The sequence below is a fragment of the Pseudomonas sp. GW823-FHT02C02 genome (assembly GCF_058797635.1).
In genome coordinates this window covers 1-16,194 of sequence record NZ_JBXAJV010000032.1, presented here as the reverse complement: position 1 = coordinate 16,194, position 16,194 = coordinate 1, and the positions used below count along the sequence as shown (strand labels likewise).

The window sequence follows — 16,194 nt, the reverse complement described above, 5'->3', positions numbered from 1 at the left end:
TTCTAGACTCCTTAGTCGGCTGTCACCAACCTCTATTCCGCGCTCATTTCCATTTCCGGACTTAAAGTGCCTAACCATGCGACAAGACAGATGATGAGGATTGCCATCAGGAATTCGAATTTCATGCTGCGGCGCAAGGCATTAACCGCTACAGAGTATTGACCATTGCGAACTGAGCGCTCCAACTGAGGGCTTAAGTGAAAGCGGTTCAGTGTGGCTAAAACGATCATTCCGGCAAAGAGCAGGATCTTCAAAAACAGCAGCTGACCATAGGTACTCAGCATGACCTCATCAAGGTTTGGACCGACGATGAAAAGGTAATTCACGACTCCCGTTACGCTTATGATCGCAACAATCACACCGCCGGCCGACTCAAAGCCAGTCAGCACGCGGGCAAGAATTCGTGCTTCCTCCTCGCCCTTCAGCGATTTCAACCGCAGCAGTAGAGCGAATGCCAATAGAGCACCCAACCAGCCACCGGCGGCTAAAAGATGGAATATATCGGTGATGAAATGCCAGTAGCGTCGGCTGCCTTCATCCATGGCGCCGTGCCCTGTCCATGCCAACGTCGCCAACGCAATCGCTCCGCATACGGTGACGATCCAGAGACTGGGTGTCGGAAATCGCTTATTCAACGCGACGCCAATAATTGCCATCACCAAGACAGCTATTCGGACCATCCAGGTCAACCCGACGTCGGTCCCCATGAGGACCATTTCAAAAATATGGTGATGTAGCTCCATAAGCTCCGACACACCGCTCATTGCTTTCGCAAGCAACAACATGGCGACAAGGGATAGAGCTACACCTGCAACAGAAGTACCGTAAAGAAGCGACTCAAAATTCAAGACTGTGCCCGATACTCTTTCCTTTCCCCTGAGGCTGTACAAGCCGAAAATTGCCAATCCGAATAACAACATCAGGTCGAAATAAAGAGCAAAGCGAACCACAATATTTATTGAGTCGCTCATAAATCATTTCACTTTAAATGAGAAGTTGCCGGTGATCGGGTGAGTGTCCGAGGAGACAGCACGCCATTCGACTTTGTAGGTACCGGTGGTCAGAGGTGCTGCCGGTGTAATCACCATCGTTTTCGGATCACCGCCACCAGCGACGGCGGCCTTAACACCCATTGGGGAGTTCGGCATGCCAGGCATATCGGTCATGATCAGTTTTGCACCGGAAAACTGAGTGGTGAGATTCTCAGAAAAGTGCAGTTCAATTTTCGAAGGGGCCGCCGCATTCGAGCCTTCTGCCGGAGTGGAAGAAAGGAGCTTTGGATGTGCTTGAGCAACTGCACTCAGAAGCAAACCAGCGGTAAGTGCAACAGCTACGGTCGTAGTTTTAAGGAATGACATGCAAGACTCCTCACAGCAAGAGCTGTTGATTCGAGGTTTGTTTGGGAATATCTAATTTTTACTTTTCGATTCTTGTTAAAACCACTGATTATTAGCTAGTAGCCTCCGTGTTCTAGGTCAGGTTGAACACGAGAAACTCACTAGGCCCCAACGTCACAGTGCAAGAACACGATGCCACACGAACGCAAACTGTTCGATTACATTTCAGTCAGCTTGACGCGGTGTTTGGCCTCGAATTGGCGGGCGTAGCGAGACTTAAAGACGAGACCGCGTGCCCCAGATACTAGGGTTCTCACTCATTCAAAAATAACGAAAGTGGACGCTGGGCGCAGGCTGAGAGATCGCCGTTGATCACAAATGCGCCGTTGATCAGCTGACCTTCAAGTCAACACTAGGAAACTCTAGATGAAAGGCCGTTTTCCCGTCACGTGACGTACACCAGATTTTGCCATCATGCGCCTCAATAATTGATCGGGTAATCGACAGACCTAGCCCTGCGTTGCTTGGACTCCCTTCTCGCCGCGCTGGGTCCACGCGATAAAAACGATCGAAAAGCTTTTCAAGATGTTCGGGGGCAATGGGTTCTCCGTGGTTCTCCACGACGACCAATACCGACATCTCCTTCTGGAGGATTTCGACACTGATCGTCTTCCCTTCAGAGGTGTAGCGAAGCGCGTTAGAGAGCAGGTTAGAAATGGCTCTGTGGAGCATAAGGACATCGCCTCGGACGCTGCCCCGTCCTGAAACCTTGAGTTCAATCCCTCGCTCATCAGCCAAAAGGCGGTAGTACTCAAGCAATTTCTCCACGACTTCCACCAGGTCTATTGGTTTGTTCTCGTGGGTGATCAGACCATTGTCAGATTTCGCCAGAAATAGCATGTCATCAATCATCCGACTCATACGCTTCAAGTCATCAAGATTTGAGTACAGGTTGTCTTCGTAGTCCTCAATATTCCTTTTTCTTGAAAGCACCACTTCGGTGTGGGTCATCAAGTTGCTCACGGGGGTCCGTAGTTCGTGGGCAATGTCTGCGGAAAAGTTTGATAACCGGACAAATGCATCGTCGAGCCTGGACAACATTGCGTTAAACGACAGCACCATTTGCTGAAGTTCTTTGGGAACGGGTGCTAAGGGGATGCGCTCTTTGAGTGATTTTGCTGACATTGAGGCAGCGACCCGCGTGACCTGGCGAATAGGCCGCATGCCACTGCTTGCTACCATCCAGCCGAGTGCAGCACTGACCAATGCGCTGATCACCAACCCTATCCAAAACCAGCGCTCAAGCGTCTCGAAAAAGGACATATGCTGAGTAACGTCAAAGATCAAAATAACGGTCAACGGCTTGTCTTGCCCCGTCACCACGGCTTGTGCTGTCACGCCACGGAACATCTGCTCTTGCTCCCGCCACTCCCAGACGTTGTTGTTTGTGGTTGTGCGGAATTCCTTCGGAATATCTACAGGACCGGGATCAGCAAACAGCAGCTTGCCGTCACCATCGATTATTAGGGCAGTCAAATCACGGTGAGCCCCCAGCAGCGCCTCCAGCTCAGGCTTAAATTCGCTGAATTGATCGATGCTGTTCAACCCGGACAAAATTTTCTGGGTCGAGTGGAGCTTTTCGTTCAATGCCTGCTGATCCAGCATCTTAAAATGATGCCGGCTGAGGTTATTGAAACTGAGTCCGGCGACCGTGAGCACGGCCGTTACCGCGAGCATGAACATCAGACTCATGCGGGTCGTCAGGGACATTCGGTTCATTCCGACTCCGAATCAGGTGCATCAAGCATGTAACCCATTCCCCTTGAGGTATGAATCAACTTGACCTCAAAGTCGTCATCTATCTTGGCCCTCAACCTTCTCACTGCAACCTCGATAACGTTGGTATCGCTGTCGAAGTTCATATCCCAAACCTGGGAGGCGATAAGAGACTTTGGCAGCACCTCTCCTCGACGTCGTAGCAACAGCTCAAGCAACGCAAACTCTTTGGCCGTAAGGTCTATGCGCTTGCCTCCACGAATGGCCCGACGCTTGAGCAGGTCCACCTCCAGATCAGCCAATTTCATGTAGGTTTGCGAGGGAGCGCCGTTACCCCGACGCAGCAACGTTCTGACACGGGCCAGCAATTCAGAAAATGCGAAGGGTTTAATCAGGTAATCATCTGCTCCGAGTTCAAGTCCTTTTACTCGATCCTCAACACGGTCTCGCGCCGTGAGAAAGAGCACGGGAACGTCTTTCCCCGATGCACGAACCTTCTGAAGCACTTCCCAACCATCCAGCCCGGGCATCATGACGTCGAGAATCAGCAGATCATAGGCCTCGCTCAAAGCGTGCTGAAGCGCCACTTTGCCATTAGTAAAGCGATCAACATTGAACCCCGCCTCGGTGAGTCCTTGCTGCAAATAGATACCTATTTTTGGTTCGTCTTCAGCGACAAGAAGTCTCATGAGGGTCGTTCTCAGATAATGGTGAAGCGGAGTCTGCAACGAAAACCGGCAGCCAACCAGCAACTGACAGAAAAGTAATATTGGCTTCAGGTAGATGTCAGCAAGCGCTGTCTAGGGTTCAAGCATGAGTACTTCCTGGTGCTCGACCGACTCTTCAGCATGAAACGTTTGGGAGCCGGAAAACAATTCCATAAGGAGTTGCCCCATGAATCGCCTGAAAATGCTGTTTTTTGTGAGCTCGATACTCGTCTCAGCTTCTGTATGGGCTGCAGAGGGCGGAGACCGAGTGATGGAGCGCATGGAAAGTATGCGTAATAAAGCGGAAGCCGCTCTGATTCAAGCCGAAAAAGCCCCAGCGGGCCAACGCCATGTGCACATGGCAGAGCACATGAAAATGCTCGGCGATCTTATGAAGGAGCTCCATAACGATCATCCCGACGCCTCAATGTCACCCCAGCAGCACCTAGCCTGGATGGAAAAGCACGACAAAATTGTCGATGACGTTTTGAGCCAAATGCAACGTGAGCACAAGCTGATGCTTTCAGAGAACCACCAGTGAGCAACTCGTTGAGAGCTTTTGAACAGTCTTTTTGAATGCGGCGTCATCTGGACGCCGTATTTATTTCGAAAACTGACAGAAATGTAGTGTTCAGGTCAGTTAACTGGCAGCTCCGTGTCTTTAGCATAGCCAATGCTCCCACTCTTACTCTCGAGGTCACTATGAAAGCTAAGCTCGTTACCCCTGTCATCGCAGCAATCACTCTACTCTTCGGTGCTACGGCTATGGCCAGCGCAGGGCATGGGAAAGAGGACATCGGCCAGCCTGGAGTTGCCTCTGAGGTTACTCGTACGGTGGAGGTCGAGATGGGCGATATTTTCTTCAAACCTGAAAGCATCGATGTAAAGCCTGGTGAAACTATTCGATTTGTCCTTCGCAATGAGGGGGCGCTGCTGCACGAGTTCAACATCGGCAAAGCCGCTGCTCATGCAGCACACCAAAAAGAAATGGCAAGCATGTTCCAGAACGGAACGCTTAACCCCACCGGTACCGGGAAAACGATGAGCGGTATGGGCCACACCATGGGTGGAATGAAGATGGTCGGAATGGAGCACAACGACCCGAACAGCGTCCTGATTGAGCCTGGCACAACCAAAGAGCTGATCTGGACCTTCAACAACAGCACTGGGCTTCAGTTTGGCTGCAACGTGCCGGGGCATTATCAGTCAGGGATGGTCGGTCAGTTTGACCTGAAATAATCCAGAGCTGGCTGCTAACACCGCTTCGACGCAAGAGTTGGCTACGCTCTGTCGCAGAGATCACAGCAACGCTCACACCGTGGGGTTTAGATCATGAATAACCATCAGCATCCGGATGGAAACACCACCGCACCATTTTGGAGGCGCAAAACAGGCGTTGTACTGATCATGCTCATTGCGATTGGTGCCTTTTACGTTTTGCGGGAGCATTTCAGCCACGTTTATCCATTTTGGCCATATCTGATTCTGTTGATCTGTCCATTGATGCACTTTTTTGGACATGGACATGGCGGACATAGCCATGGCGATCAGGCAGCAACCCACAAGGACGAAAAAGGGAAATAGCCATGCCTACCATATCGAGCCACCACGACCACAGTCACGCCCATGCTGCTCCGCTCAATGACGATGATCTACGTGACCCGGTGTGCGGAATGGCAGTCACTTCATCAAGTAAATTCGGTGAGTCTTATCAGGGACAGACGTATCGATTTTGTAGCCTGAAATGCCAGGAGAAGTTTCGAGCTGATCCTGAACGCTACGGCGGTAATGTTTCGAGCGCCGAGTCCCGCGTCACCACTTCAGAGTCTGCGGTACAAACAGGCACTGAGTTTACCTGTCCGATGCACCCGGAAATACGCCAACCCGGACCCGGCAACTGCCCTAAATGTGGCATGACATTAGAGCCGGTCATGCCCGCGCTCGATGAAGAAGAAAATCCTGAACTCCGGGATTTCGCCCGCCGCTTTTGGTGGTCGCTACCATTAACCGTGATAGTGACCGTGCTCGCCATGGCGGGACACTCGTTACAACTCCTCCACGGCTCGATCCAAAACTGGATCGAGCTCGCTCTGGCGACACCGGTGACCTTATGGGCAGGTTGGCCCTTTTTTGTAAGGGGCATAGCCTCTATTAGAAATCGCAGTCCAAACATGTGGACTTTGATTGGTTTGGGTACCGCCGCAGCCTACCTGTACAGCGTCATGGCAACGCTCTTACCCCAAAGCTTTCCCGCCACCTTCATGCAAGATGGACGTATCGGCGTCTACTTCGAAGCCGCCGCGGTCATCATCTCGCTCACCTTGCTTGGGCAGATTCTTGAGCTCAAAGCCCGATCGCAAACCTCCGCCGCCATTAAGTCTCTTCTCGGTCTATCGCCCAAGACCGCACGCCGGATCAATGCCGATGGACAGGAAGAAGACATTCCTCTCACCCATGTCCACCTTGGAGACCATCTGCGGGTCAGGCCTGGTGAAAAGGTGCCAGTTGATGGCTCAGTACTGGAGGGTGAAAGTGCAGTGGATGAGTCCATGCTCACTGGTGAGCCAGTGCCGGTAATGAAGAGAGCTGGAGATAGCCTGATCGGCGCCACGCTGAATACACATGGCAGCTTGGTAATGGAGGCGCAGAAGGTCGGCGCCGAGACCATGCTGTCACAAATCGTACAGATGGTCGCTCGGGCTCAGCGCTCCAAAGCACCAATGCAACGAATGGCCGACTCTATTGCTGGCTACTTTGTGATGGGTGTTATCGCGATTGCGATACTGACATTAGTCGGCTGGGGGCTTTTTGGCCCTGAGCCCAGTTGGGTGTTTGGTCTGATCAACGCTGTTGCTGTGCTGATCATCGCTTGTCCCTGTGCGCTAGGTCTTGCTACGCCCATGTCGATCATGGTTTCGACGGGTAAAGCAGCCAGCATGGGTGTGCTGTTCAGGGATGCCAGTGCCATCGAAAACCTTTGCAAGATCGACACGCTGATTGTCGATAAGACAGGCACCCTGACAGAGGGACGGCCAGTGTTTCACAGTGTGGAGGCCACACCCAGTTTCAATCCCCACGATGTTCTTCAGCTGGCTGCCAGCCTTGATCAGGGCAGCGAACATCCCTTGGCTCATGCAATCGTCGATCACGCCCGAACCGAGAACATTAAGCTCACCAAGCCAGAATCCTTTGAGTCTGGTTCAGGTATCGGGGTCAGTGGCATCGTTGATGGCAAGAAGATCCAGCTGGGAAACACCGCTCTGATGGAAGCCGCAGGCGTAAACACCAAGCCCCTACAAGAGCGTGCAGAGTTGTTGCGACTTGACGGCATCAGCATCATCTACCTCGCAGTCGACGGGGTATTGGCAGGGTTGTTGGCAGTATCAGATCCAATTAAGCCGACCTCCAAAGAAGCAGTCACCAAGCTCAAGGCTGATGACATCAAAATCATCATGGCTACTGGCGACGGGCTCACCACCGCTCGGGCTGTCGCCAGGGAGATGGGGATTGAAGAAGTCCACGGTGAAGTGAAACCTCAGGACAAGGAGCGTCTGGTCGCAGACCTCCAGCAATACGGCCGGAAGGTCGCCATGGCTGGTGACGGTATCAACGATGCTCCGGCCCTGGCGCGAGCAGATGTGGGCATTGCCATGGGGACAGGGACTGACGTTGCGATGAATAGCGCGCAACTCACGCTGGTAAAAGGCGACCTGATGGGGATTTTACGAGCAAGGGCTCTTTCGGTCGCAACAGTAAAAAACATGCGGCAAAACTTGGGTTTCGCCTTTCTTTACAACTCGATGGGTATCCCCCTTGCCGCAGGCTTGCTCTATCCACTGACGGGACACCTCTTGTCGCCAATGATCGCTGCCATAGCCATGAGCGTCAGTTCTGCGTCTGTAGTTTTCAATGCATTGAGACTGAGGAATACTCGAATTGACTGAGCTTCAATTGCGAAATTGCAGCGCACTTGCCATGCGTTTGCATACGACCTGACCAGTCATTTGCATTTGACTGACCACCGATTGCAGAGGATTTGACCAACCAGACATCAAAGCTGAGGGGCTCATAACGACCCATAGCCGTCATTTGTTTTCGAGATATGAGGTTAGAACTTTTCGTCTTGCAGAAAAAACGAGGCCGCAATCGCGGCCTTGTTTTTTAGAGTGTTACTCGTGCGAATGTCCGTGCTCAGCGCTCTCAGAGGTTGCGCCTTTCTCACCACCGCCACATGCCGTCATCAAGCCCAGGAAGCAAATCAGCAGCATTGAACGAGTCAGAGTGATTGGGAGTTTCATGGGATTACTCTTCAAAAAATGGATGAAACAAATAGTCTGTGGACAGGCTGAACCCCGCGTTTTAGGCAGTAGAACAGCCAGCGCTGTTTCGGATCACTGTTTGACGCTCAGGTAGTCACCGCTCGTCTTCAGTGAAATGGTTACGTCGTTATTGCTGCGATTACGCCAAAACCATCCGTGGGTGCCGTCAAAAATGGCGGTGAATTCACCTTTATCACTTTTGACCTGCTTGCCCTTGTTGTAGCTGTGGAAGTAACCCTTTCCACCGTTGTACGGCTCGCCATGGGTGTCGTAGTTCACAGGCCCACCAGCCGCTGTCCATTCATAGCTGACAGTCTTGCTCTTCAGCACTTCCAGTTTGATTTCTGTCCCTTCACCAGGTTTGAGCGTGACGGTCATTTGATTGGTCTTAAAAGCTGGGGCAGGTGCCGCCGCTGGGTGGATCGCAGGTAATGCAGCAGGTTGGATTTGCACAATCTGCGGAGCTGGAGCTGGAGCTACTGCTTGCGGCGGCGCTGCATCCGCCAACGCCTCTTGGGCAAGGATGATCTTCAGTTCGCCCATCTGGGTCAGCCCCAGTGCTCGGCCCACACCCGTTGGATCAACGGCGTATTCCGAAGGCATGACAACAGTCACCAGCAGGCCGACCGCTGTCAGCAGTGCAATGACAGTCGAACGCACCAGTTTGCGAGTGCTAGGCAATTCATTAACAGTTGGAAGCGGAGTATTGAACATGGTCAGAATTCCTTACGCGGAGATAAACAGGCCGGTGATCTGGTAACCCATCAGGAGGAAACCGGCACTCATCATGGCGACGTTGGCGGTATAGGCGTGGCGCCAGAAACTGCCGGTGCGCCGCCAGTACCCCATCAGAATGAGAATCGCGCTGAGGGCCAGCAATTGGCCGATCTCGACACCAACATTGAAGGCGATCAGGTTCGGAATCAGGCCTTCAGGCGAGATCTCGTACTCCTGAATCTTGGTGGCCAGACCGAAACCATGGAGCAGGCCGAAGATCAGCGTGGCCACCTTGGTGTTGGGTTGGAAGCCGAACCAACGCTGGAATGCGCCGAGGTTATCGAGCGCCTTGTAAACCACCGAGAAACCGATGATGGCGTCGATGATGTAAGAGCTGATGCTGACCTCAGTCAGCACACCCAGCAGCAGCGTGATCGAGTGGCCTACGGCGAAAAGCGTGACGTAGAGCCCCACATCTTTCAGGCGGTAGAGGAAGAAGATCACCCCGAACAGAAACAGCAGGTGGTCGTATCCCGTCATCATGTGCTTGGCGCCCATGTAGATGAAGGGCAGCAACATGACGCCTGAGCTTTCCTGGATGAACCCCTTATCACCTTCGGCGACGGCATGAGCCATAGCCTCAGGTATTGCGAGGAAAAGTGACGCGACAAATAAAAACAGCAGCAGTAGCAGGCGACGCGAAGGCGCAGTAAATGCGTCAACGCCGCTCATCGAGTGCGAATGCATGGATAAATCCTACGTTGCAGTGATAGTGGGCCGCTTGCGCGGCCATGGTCAGGCTGCGAACGAAGGACGAGGTGGCCGCTCGATCAAGAATATCGGCGGGCGGGGAACGGAATAGCGCTGCGCGTCGACCCGCATAGAGATCTTCGGCTGCGTAGCCAAATTCAATGCCGAGGTGAGCTGTGGCGTTTCGTGTTGATGGTCAGGGGTCAACGGGGAGTGATAGTGATCCGAGCAGCTCGCACACGACATTTCAGCTTGCTGTTCATGGGAGTGATGGGTGTCTTGCGCAATCTCCCAGGCTGGCTGTTTCGACGTGACTGACAACGTATAGGTATGCCCGGCCCAGGCCACAAACATGGCGAGAGCAAGTGCGATTACCACTGTCGTTGTCAGTGTCCTGCTGAACATAGCGTTCGGGTTTCAACTCGTTTAGTAGGGCTTTGATGCGTTTGACCATATCCCCCTAGGGAGGATAGGATGCCAGCGTAATTCATTGAGGCCTGAGGCTCAAGTCATGAGTGAGCACGAACACGAACACAGCCATCCCCACACCCACCAAAGTCATGAGGCGATCATCAAGCGCCTCAAACGAGCGGATGGCCATTTACGCGGCATCATCACCATGATCGAAGAGGGACGTCAGTGCGTGGACATCGCCCAGCAGCTGCATGCGGTTGAAAAAGCGGTGTGCCAAGCCAAGCGCACCCTTATTCAGGATCACATCGATCACTGCCTAGAGGACACCGTCTCGGCGTTGAACAATGGTGAGCGCGCACCACTGGAAGCCTTCAAGCAAATCACCAAGTACCTCTAGGTCTGACATGCCCAACTTCGCTGAACTGCTACAACAAGGCGGGGCTCACGCCTGGCTGTATTTCCCGAGCGCTATTCTGCTCGGGGCCTTGCATGGCCTGGAACCTGGCCATTCAAAAACCATGATGGCTGCCTTCATCGTCGCCATCCGTGGCTCGGTCAAACAGGCCGTGTTGTTGGGCTTGGCCGCGACGCTTTCACACACCGCTGTGGTGTGGTTGGTCGCCATCGGCGGCATGTATCTAGGGCAAGGTCTGGATGCCGAGACCACAGAGCCTTACTTCCAGCTCGCGTCCTCCGCCTTGATCATCGTGATTGCGCTTTGGATGCTGTGGCGTACCTGGCGCGGTGAGCAGATGTTCAAGTTCGAGCAAGGTGATGATCACCATCACTGCGAGCATGACCATGGTCACCATGATGAAACTCATCGGATCGATACCGGTCACGGGCGCATGGAACTGTCGATCTTTGAAGAGGGCATGTCACCGCACTGGCGCTTGAAGGCGTTGACCGGGCATGCGTGGCCTGCTTCAGACGTTCGTCTCACTACTACCCGTCCAGACGGCAGCACTCAAACGTTTTCATTCGTCGAGCGCGAAGGCTTCCTGGAATCGAAGGTCGATATTCCAGAGCCTCATGAATTTAGTGCTCGCTTGAGTCTTGGGCATGCGGGTCACTCCCATGATTACGATCTGGAGTACCAGGAGCATGACCATGGGCATGCGCATTCCGAGCTGGAAGGCTTGGAGTTGTCGATTGATGGCTATCAGGATGCGCACGAACGTGCACATGCCAACGATATCCGTAAACGCTTCACCAACCGCGAGGTCACCACGGGTCAGATCATCATGTTTGGTCTGACTGGCGGTCTGATTCCGTGCCCTGCCGCCATTACCGTCCTACTGCTGTGCCTTCAGGTTAAAGAAGTGGCGCTGGGTGGCATGCTCGTCCTGTGCTTCAGCATCGGCTTGGCGATTACCTTGGTGGCGGTGGGGACTGCTGCGGCCATTGGTGCTAAACAGGCTTCCAACCGCTGGCCGTGGCTGGGCACCGTGGCTCGTCGTGCACCGTACCTTTCCAGCGTGTTGATCATCGGTGTTGGTCTGTACGTAGGTTTCCATGGCTGGATTGGCCTGAACGCATAAGGCGACGTCCGAGTGTTTGAACTCACCAGCTACGTTGTAAGGAAGTCGCTTGCCCAGTGAAGGCAATTAGCCATACGCTGCGAAGCGTGAGAGGTCTCACGGATATAAAAACATGAGCATGGAGCAAGCCCTGATGAAACTGTCTGCCATTTTGATCGCCACTTTACTTTCGATTACTTCCGTTGCTGCCTTCGCGCACAGCGGCGGTACTGATTCAAAAGGTTGCCATCGCAACCATAAAACGAACGACTACCACTGCCACTAAACGGCAAAAGCCCAGCTTGAGGCTGGGCTTTGATGCAAGCTGGCTTTCTCACATTTGTGGAGGCCAGTTATGCGATTCACCTTGGCACTCCTTGCACCATGCATAGAGTGCGTCGTACAGGATCAGTCCATGCGAAAGCATTTCATGATCGTCGGAATATCGCTGCGACAGTCCCAGTGAGATGGCATACAACCCAGCTGATTGCGGAGTCAGATCCAGGCGAGAGGTATCAGCGCCGCGTACGATCTTGGCCAAGTGCTGCAAGGCTGGTTCACTGAGCTGGTACTTTTTCAGAAACGCATCGAAACTGCACAGTTCGCCTTCATGGGTAAGTTCTACGCCGGGAATGTCGTAGGGCGCAGCGTCTTGCTCCGCCGCTAGCCGCAGCACATCACCACTGGGGACGTATAAAAACTCGGGTTGGGGATCGATAAAACGAGCGATCAACCAAGGACAGGCGATGCGGTCGATCTTCGGTCGTTCACGGGTAATCCACCTCATGGAACACCTCCTGCCTAGCTCGGTAGGCTGGGTGATCTGGCGGACCCAGTGCCCGTCAGAAATTGTTAATCCACTCTCGCGGTCTAGCGCATCATATGTACTGCCAATCCGACGAGTGCGCAGGCCATCAGCACCTGAATAACGCCCCGCTTGAAGCGGAACAAGGCAATTGCCGCTGCAATGGCGATCAGGGCTGAGGGCCAGTCGAGATTGCCGCTGAAGCCTTTCGGCCACAGCACGTGATAACCGAAGAAACACGCTAAATTGAGGATTACTCCAACCACTGCCGCTGTAATGGCAGTTAGCGGTGCAGTGAACTTGAGTTCGTTGTGGGTTGACTCCACCAGCGGGCCACCAGCGAGGATGAACAGGAACGAGGGCAGGAAGGTGAACCATGTCACCAGGGAGGCGGCGACAGCCCCGGCCAGAAACATTTGATCGGCACCGAACACCTGCGAGACATAGGCCCCGACAAAGCCGACGAAGGCCACCACCATGATCAGCGGCCCTGGCGTGGTTTCCCCTAGAGCCAGCCCGTCGATCATCTGGGTCGGAGTTAGCCAGCCATAGTGACCAACCGCGCCTTGATAGACATACGGGAGCACAGCGTAGGCTCCGCCAAAGGTCAGCAACGCGGCCTTGGTAAAGAACCAGCTCATTTGAGTCAGGGTGCCACCCCAACCAAAGAGGACGGTCAAAATCCCCATCGGCAATGCCCACAATGTCGCGCCGATAAGTGCGAGTGATGCTAATTTCAACCAGCTGAACCGAGCATGCTCCGGGGATGGAGTGTCATCATCGATCAAGGCTGGGCCGAAGGACTTTTTGGCGGCGCTGTGGCCCCCTGCTCGAAACTTCTCGGGCGCCAGACGCCCTCCGAAATACCCGATTATCGCGGCCGCTAAGACGATCAGCGGGAAAGGAACATTGAACGCAAAGATCGCTGTAAATGATGCCGCCGCTATTGCCCACAGCCAATTATTCTTCAACGCCCTTGAGCCGATCCTGTGTGCCGCCTGCACTACGATGGCGGTCACGGCGGGTTTGATCCCATAGAAGAGCCCAGCCACCACGGGCACGTCGCCGAAGGCGATATACATCCACGATAAAGCAATAAGGATGAACAGTGAGGGAAGTACAAACAGTGCACCGGCAATAACTCCGCCCCAGGTTCGATGCATCAACCAGCCAATGTAGGTAGCCAACTGCTGAGCCTCTGGCCCCGGGAGTAGCATGCAGTAGTTGAGGGCATGCAGAAACCGCCGCTCGGAAATCCAGCGCCGCTGTTCTACCAGTTCCTGGTGCATGATTGAAATCTGTCCCGCTGGCCCGCCGAAACTGATGAAGCCGAGCTTCAGCCAGAACCAGAATGCCTCACGCAAACTGATTGCTTCCGGTCTCGACAGCTCTTCTTCAATCTCTGGGGCCACAAACTTATTCATTGGGTTGTTCCTCCTTCATGAACCCGGCGAGCAGGCCATCGAAGATGGCACTTGCGGCTGCCAGCAGATGGTCGTCGTGGGTAATGGTTTCGCGCAGCCCAGCCAGCAAACGCTCGATGCCGGCAGCCTCCACCGGCGCAATGCCACCGATATCGAGGTAGTGCACCAAGGCCGCGATACGGTTTAGGCCGGGCTCTTGGAGCTCAAAACTGGCTTGCAGGGTTTCGAAGGTCACGCAGTTGCCGACATGACTGAAGGTTGCTTCATCGAAATCGAAACCCAAGGCATCTGCTGGGCAGTCTGTTGGGCTGTTAAGCCAGAGGATCCGGGCTTTGGGGTCGATGAAGCGACTAATCAACCAGGCACACGCCAGGCGATCAACCCATGGACGCTTACGTGTCGCCCAGACACGACCTTGATAGTCGCCACGATTGAGTGCCGTTATGAGCTGGTCGCGGCTATGGGGTTCATCCACAGATAACGCTCTGCTGACTGCCGTCTCAAGCTCCTGCAAGGCTGAGTCAATCTGCTGCTTCGGCTTGCCAGGGAAGTAATCGATGCTGGAAAGCTGATCGTAGGTTTTGCGCAGCTTGCGAATCTGTTTGGTGGTGGCCAATGCGTTTTCAGGGTTGAGTTGCCCACGGCATTCTTCGATCTCTACGCGTAGCTTGCTGTAGTCATCGCTACGATCGAACAAGTTGACAAAACGCTCACCCTGCGGATCGACCACCGGCAGGATGTAAGCAGTGCCATTGATGGAAAGGATGTCGCGTTCGACAGACGCCAAGGCTTCACGACAGACATTGGTGTCAGGCAACAAATAGGCACCATCGCGCAAAACCGCCGCACCTGATGCTTTCAAAGCACGCCAGGCCCGCATGCGCTCAGTGGCATTGGCAGTGGGTAAACCGAGAATCAGAGCTAGCCAATTTTTCATGTAGAGTAAGATATTTATTATGTAGTAATTATTACAGTACTCTTGGTCTGAGCGTTTGGAAAGCCTCCATTCAGAGCTAGGGTTTTGGCGAGACCAACGGGAAAGCGGGGGCGAACGCAGGGTCAATATGTGCTGTGCGAGGTGGCCTTGTCAGTGAGGCTCTCAAGCTTCAGACGTTCGGGATGAGCGTTCAGTTTTGGCCGTTCTCTGCCGGCAGCGTACTGGTCGAATACGATGCAAATGGTTGGTCAGGCCAAATGCAAACCGGTGGTCAAGTCTGTGCAATTACCCATCATTGACGCTCGCAACTCGAAACAGATAACTGTTGACCTTACCATCGTGTCAACGTTGATGCTGTCGGTGCGGTGAAAAGAGACCGCTCAGCATGAGAGGAATAACCATGTTCGTCTTAGATGTATCAGGCATTGGTTGCGGCAGTTGCGTCAGCAAAATCACCAAAGCGATTCAGTCACTGGACAACGAAGCTACTGTTTCCGTGGATCGGTCAGCCGGTAAGGTGAGTGTTGAAAGCAGCGAAAGCCCAGAGCAGATTCGTAAAGCTGTCGAGGTGTTAGGTTTTCCTTCCCAGATCAGCGCTTGAATGCTGGCACCTTTCCATGGTCAGAGCCCCGTATACAGGGGCTCCCCTTGGTTAACCCTCAGGGAGTACCGAAGCAGCCACGTCGGCCACAATTACCACTCGCAAGCCCTTGCGCTACTAATCACCTCGGAGAGCTTTTAGCAAACCTTTGAATGCTCCATTCAACCTAGTAAAAGCGGCGTCGAAACGTATTCCATTTTCTGTGTACTTTGCGATCTCAACCTGCTGATCGACAGTATTTTGATCAATGGCAGGTTGAGCCGGTGTGCCGTAAAGCAAAGCACCTCCGTAAATATCACTTGCTGATTCTTGTCCTGTTATGTGTTTTACATTTGTTGTCTTCAAAGAAAACGGAGTAGCAGGAGTTTCTTTTGTCTGGCTTGCAAGCACAGTAGAAAAATCTAAGTCTCGGGCCTTGAAGTTCGGCGTATCAGCGTTTGCAATATTGTTACTCAGAATTTCAGCTCTTTGACTACGATAAATTAACGCTCTTGCTGCGGGGCCAAGCGCTTTCTCAAAATTAATACTCACACTCAATCACTCTCAGTAGCGTTGTTATTTTCCATGAGCATCGAACACTTAAGTGTTGACGCGGTGCATCCAGGCTCACATTTGCAGTTCCGGTGCAGAAACTAAAAAAAACGTCTGCACCTTGAAAGCTATCGGATACTTACAATGGTAGGCACCTCAACTGATACTCAATAAATAGGGGTGTAACGTTGGAAGATCGAAACCTTACGGATTAAATAGCGTATTCCTCAAGAGAAATATCGCAACCTGACACAACTGTAATATTGGCCTAAGCTTCCTGTATGCGTCCGGGCAACACGTCTTGCGTGATTAAACCGGCTGCCACTTATGCGGAAGCAGCTGCTCGATTTCACTCG

Annotated in this window: 18 protein-coding genes; 8 read left to right on the top strand and 10 right to left on the bottom strand. The window is 53.1% G+C overall.

Annotation, left to right across the window (positions count from 1 at the left end; translation table 11 throughout):
• Positions 1-32 precede the first annotated feature (32 nt).
• The 4 genes from copD to AC1ROI_RS33515 all read right to left on the bottom strand — a co-directional run bounded on the left by copD (position 33) and on the right by AC1ROI_RS33515 (position 3,802).
• Complete coding sequence (copD, locus tag AC1ROI_RS33530) at positions 33-971, bottom strand: copper homeostasis membrane protein CopD (RefSeq protein ID WP_102595278.1); 939 nt, start codon at positions 969-971, stop codon at positions 33-35.
• A 3-nt stretch (positions 972-974) separates the two neighbouring features.
• Complete coding sequence (gene copC / locus AC1ROI_RS33525; RefSeq protein ID WP_019821291.1) at positions 975-1,358, bottom strand: copper homeostasis periplasmic binding protein CopC; 384 nt, start codon at positions 1,356-1,358, stop codon at positions 975-977.
• Positions 1,359-1,727: 369 nt separating this feature from the next.
• The gene (locus tag AC1ROI_RS33520; RefSeq protein ID WP_102595277.1) at positions 1,728-3,116 is read right to left on the bottom strand and encodes a heavy metal sensor histidine kinase; all 1,389 of its coding nucleotides are present in this window, start codon (positions 3,114-3,116) and stop codon (positions 1,728-1,730) included.
• Complete coding sequence (locus AC1ROI_RS33515; protein WP_024078225.1) at positions 3,113-3,802, bottom strand: heavy metal response regulator transcription factor; 690 nt, start codon at positions 3,800-3,802, stop codon at positions 3,113-3,115. The genes AC1ROI_RS33520 and AC1ROI_RS33515 overlap by 4 nt, the downstream gene beginning before the upstream one ends.
• A gap of 205 nt (positions 3,803-4,007) precedes the next feature.
• Between AC1ROI_RS33515 and AC1ROI_RS33510 the strand changes: the two genes are divergently transcribed.
• From AC1ROI_RS33510 to AC1ROI_RS33495, 4 genes are all read left to right on the top strand, one after another.
• On the top strand, positions 4,008-4,361 hold the full coding sequence (locus AC1ROI_RS33510; RefSeq protein ID WP_102595276.1) for a co-regulatory protein PtrA N-terminal domain-containing protein: 354 nt from the start codon (positions 4,008-4,010) through the stop codon (positions 4,359-4,361).
• A gap of 161 nt (positions 4,362-4,522) precedes the next feature.
• Positions 4,523-5,059, top strand: a complete 537-nt coding sequence (locus tag AC1ROI_RS33505; RefSeq protein WP_102595287.1) for a cupredoxin domain-containing protein — start codon at positions 4,523-4,525, stop codon at positions 5,057-5,059.
• A 93-nt stretch (positions 5,060-5,152) separates the two neighbouring features.
• Entirely contained in the window at positions 5,153-5,404 is a 252-nt protein-coding gene (locus tag AC1ROI_RS33500; protein WP_102595275.1) for a DUF2933 domain-containing protein, read from the top strand.
• Positions 5,405-5,406: 2 nt separating this feature from the next.
• On the top strand, positions 5,407-7,764 hold the full coding sequence (locus tag AC1ROI_RS33495) for a heavy metal translocating P-type ATPase (RefSeq protein ID WP_102595274.1): 2,358 nt from the start codon (positions 5,407-5,409) through the stop codon (positions 7,762-7,764).
• A gap of 447 nt (positions 7,765-8,211) precedes the next feature.
• On the opposite strand, the gene AC1ROI_RS33490 is transcribed toward AC1ROI_RS33495, so the two are convergent.
• Together AC1ROI_RS33490 and AC1ROI_RS33485 are read right to left on the bottom strand one after the other, a co-directional pair.
• Complete coding sequence (locus AC1ROI_RS33490) at positions 8,212-8,853, bottom strand: transmembrane anchor protein (protein ID WP_102595273.1); 642 nt, start codon at positions 8,851-8,853, stop codon at positions 8,212-8,214.
• Positions 8,854-8,865: 12 nt separating this feature from the next.
• Complete coding sequence (locus tag AC1ROI_RS33485) at positions 8,866-9,603, bottom strand: HupE/UreJ family protein (protein ID WP_102595272.1); 738 nt, start codon at positions 9,601-9,603, stop codon at positions 8,866-8,868.
• Between the two features lie 514 nt (positions 9,604-10,117).
• Here AC1ROI_RS33485 and AC1ROI_RS33480 point away from each other — a divergent pair.
• The 3 genes from AC1ROI_RS33480 (at position 10,118) to AC1ROI_RS33470 (ending at position 11,826) form a co-directional block, all read left to right on the top strand.
• On the top strand, positions 10,118-10,417 hold the full coding sequence (locus AC1ROI_RS33480; RefSeq protein ID WP_069557030.1) for a metal-sensing transcriptional repressor: 300 nt from the start codon (positions 10,118-10,120) through the stop codon (positions 10,415-10,417).
• 7 nt (positions 10,418-10,424) lie between these two features.
• Complete coding sequence (locus AC1ROI_RS33475; RefSeq protein WP_102595270.1) at positions 10,425-11,561, top strand: nickel/cobalt efflux protein RcnA; 1,137 nt, start codon at positions 10,425-10,427, stop codon at positions 11,559-11,561.
• Between the two features lie 112 nt (positions 11,562-11,673).
• Positions 11,674-11,826: a YHYH domain-containing protein gene (locus AC1ROI_RS33470; RefSeq protein ID WP_228758831.1), complete on the top strand. Its 153-nt coding sequence runs from the start codon at positions 11,674-11,676 to the stop codon at positions 11,824-11,826.
• A 48-nt stretch (positions 11,827-11,874) separates the two neighbouring features.
• On the opposite strand, the gene AC1ROI_RS33465 is transcribed toward AC1ROI_RS33470, so the two are convergent.
• The 3 genes from AC1ROI_RS33465 to AC1ROI_RS33455 all read right to left on the bottom strand — a co-directional run bounded on the left by AC1ROI_RS33465 (position 11,875) and on the right by AC1ROI_RS33455 (position 14,706).
• Positions 11,875-12,327: a chromate resistance protein ChrB domain-containing protein gene (locus AC1ROI_RS33465; protein ID WP_102595269.1), complete on the bottom strand. Its 453-nt coding sequence runs from the start codon at positions 12,325-12,327 to the stop codon at positions 11,875-11,877.
• 83 nt (positions 12,328-12,410) lie between these two features.
• Positions 12,411-13,769, bottom strand: a complete 1,359-nt coding sequence (gene chrA / locus AC1ROI_RS33460) for a chromate efflux transporter (RefSeq protein ID WP_102595268.1) — start codon at positions 13,767-13,769, stop codon at positions 12,411-12,413.
• Positions 13,762-14,706, bottom strand: a complete 945-nt coding sequence (locus AC1ROI_RS33455) for a chromate resistance protein ChrB domain-containing protein (protein WP_102595267.1) — start codon at positions 14,704-14,706, stop codon at positions 13,762-13,764. Before AC1ROI_RS33455 ends, chrA begins: the two co-directional genes overlap by 8 nt.
• A 400-nt stretch (positions 14,707-15,106) precedes the next feature.
• On the opposite strand from AC1ROI_RS33455, the gene AC1ROI_RS33450 reads away from it, so the two are divergent.
• Positions 15,107-15,307 carry a heavy-metal-associated domain-containing protein gene (locus AC1ROI_RS33450; protein ID WP_102595266.1) on the top strand — a complete coding sequence of 67 codons (201 nt, stop codon included), beginning with the start codon at positions 15,107-15,109 and terminating at the stop codon, positions 15,305-15,307.
• 117 nt (positions 15,308-15,424) lie between these two features.
• Here AC1ROI_RS33450 and flgB read toward each other — a convergent pair whose 3' ends face one another.
• Positions 15,425-15,838, bottom strand: coding sequence for a flagellar basal body rod protein FlgB (gene flgB, locus AC1ROI_RS33445; RefSeq protein WP_102595265.1), 414 nt, complete (start codon positions 15,836-15,838; stop codon positions 15,425-15,427).
• Positions 15,839-16,194: the final 356 nt, after the last annotated feature.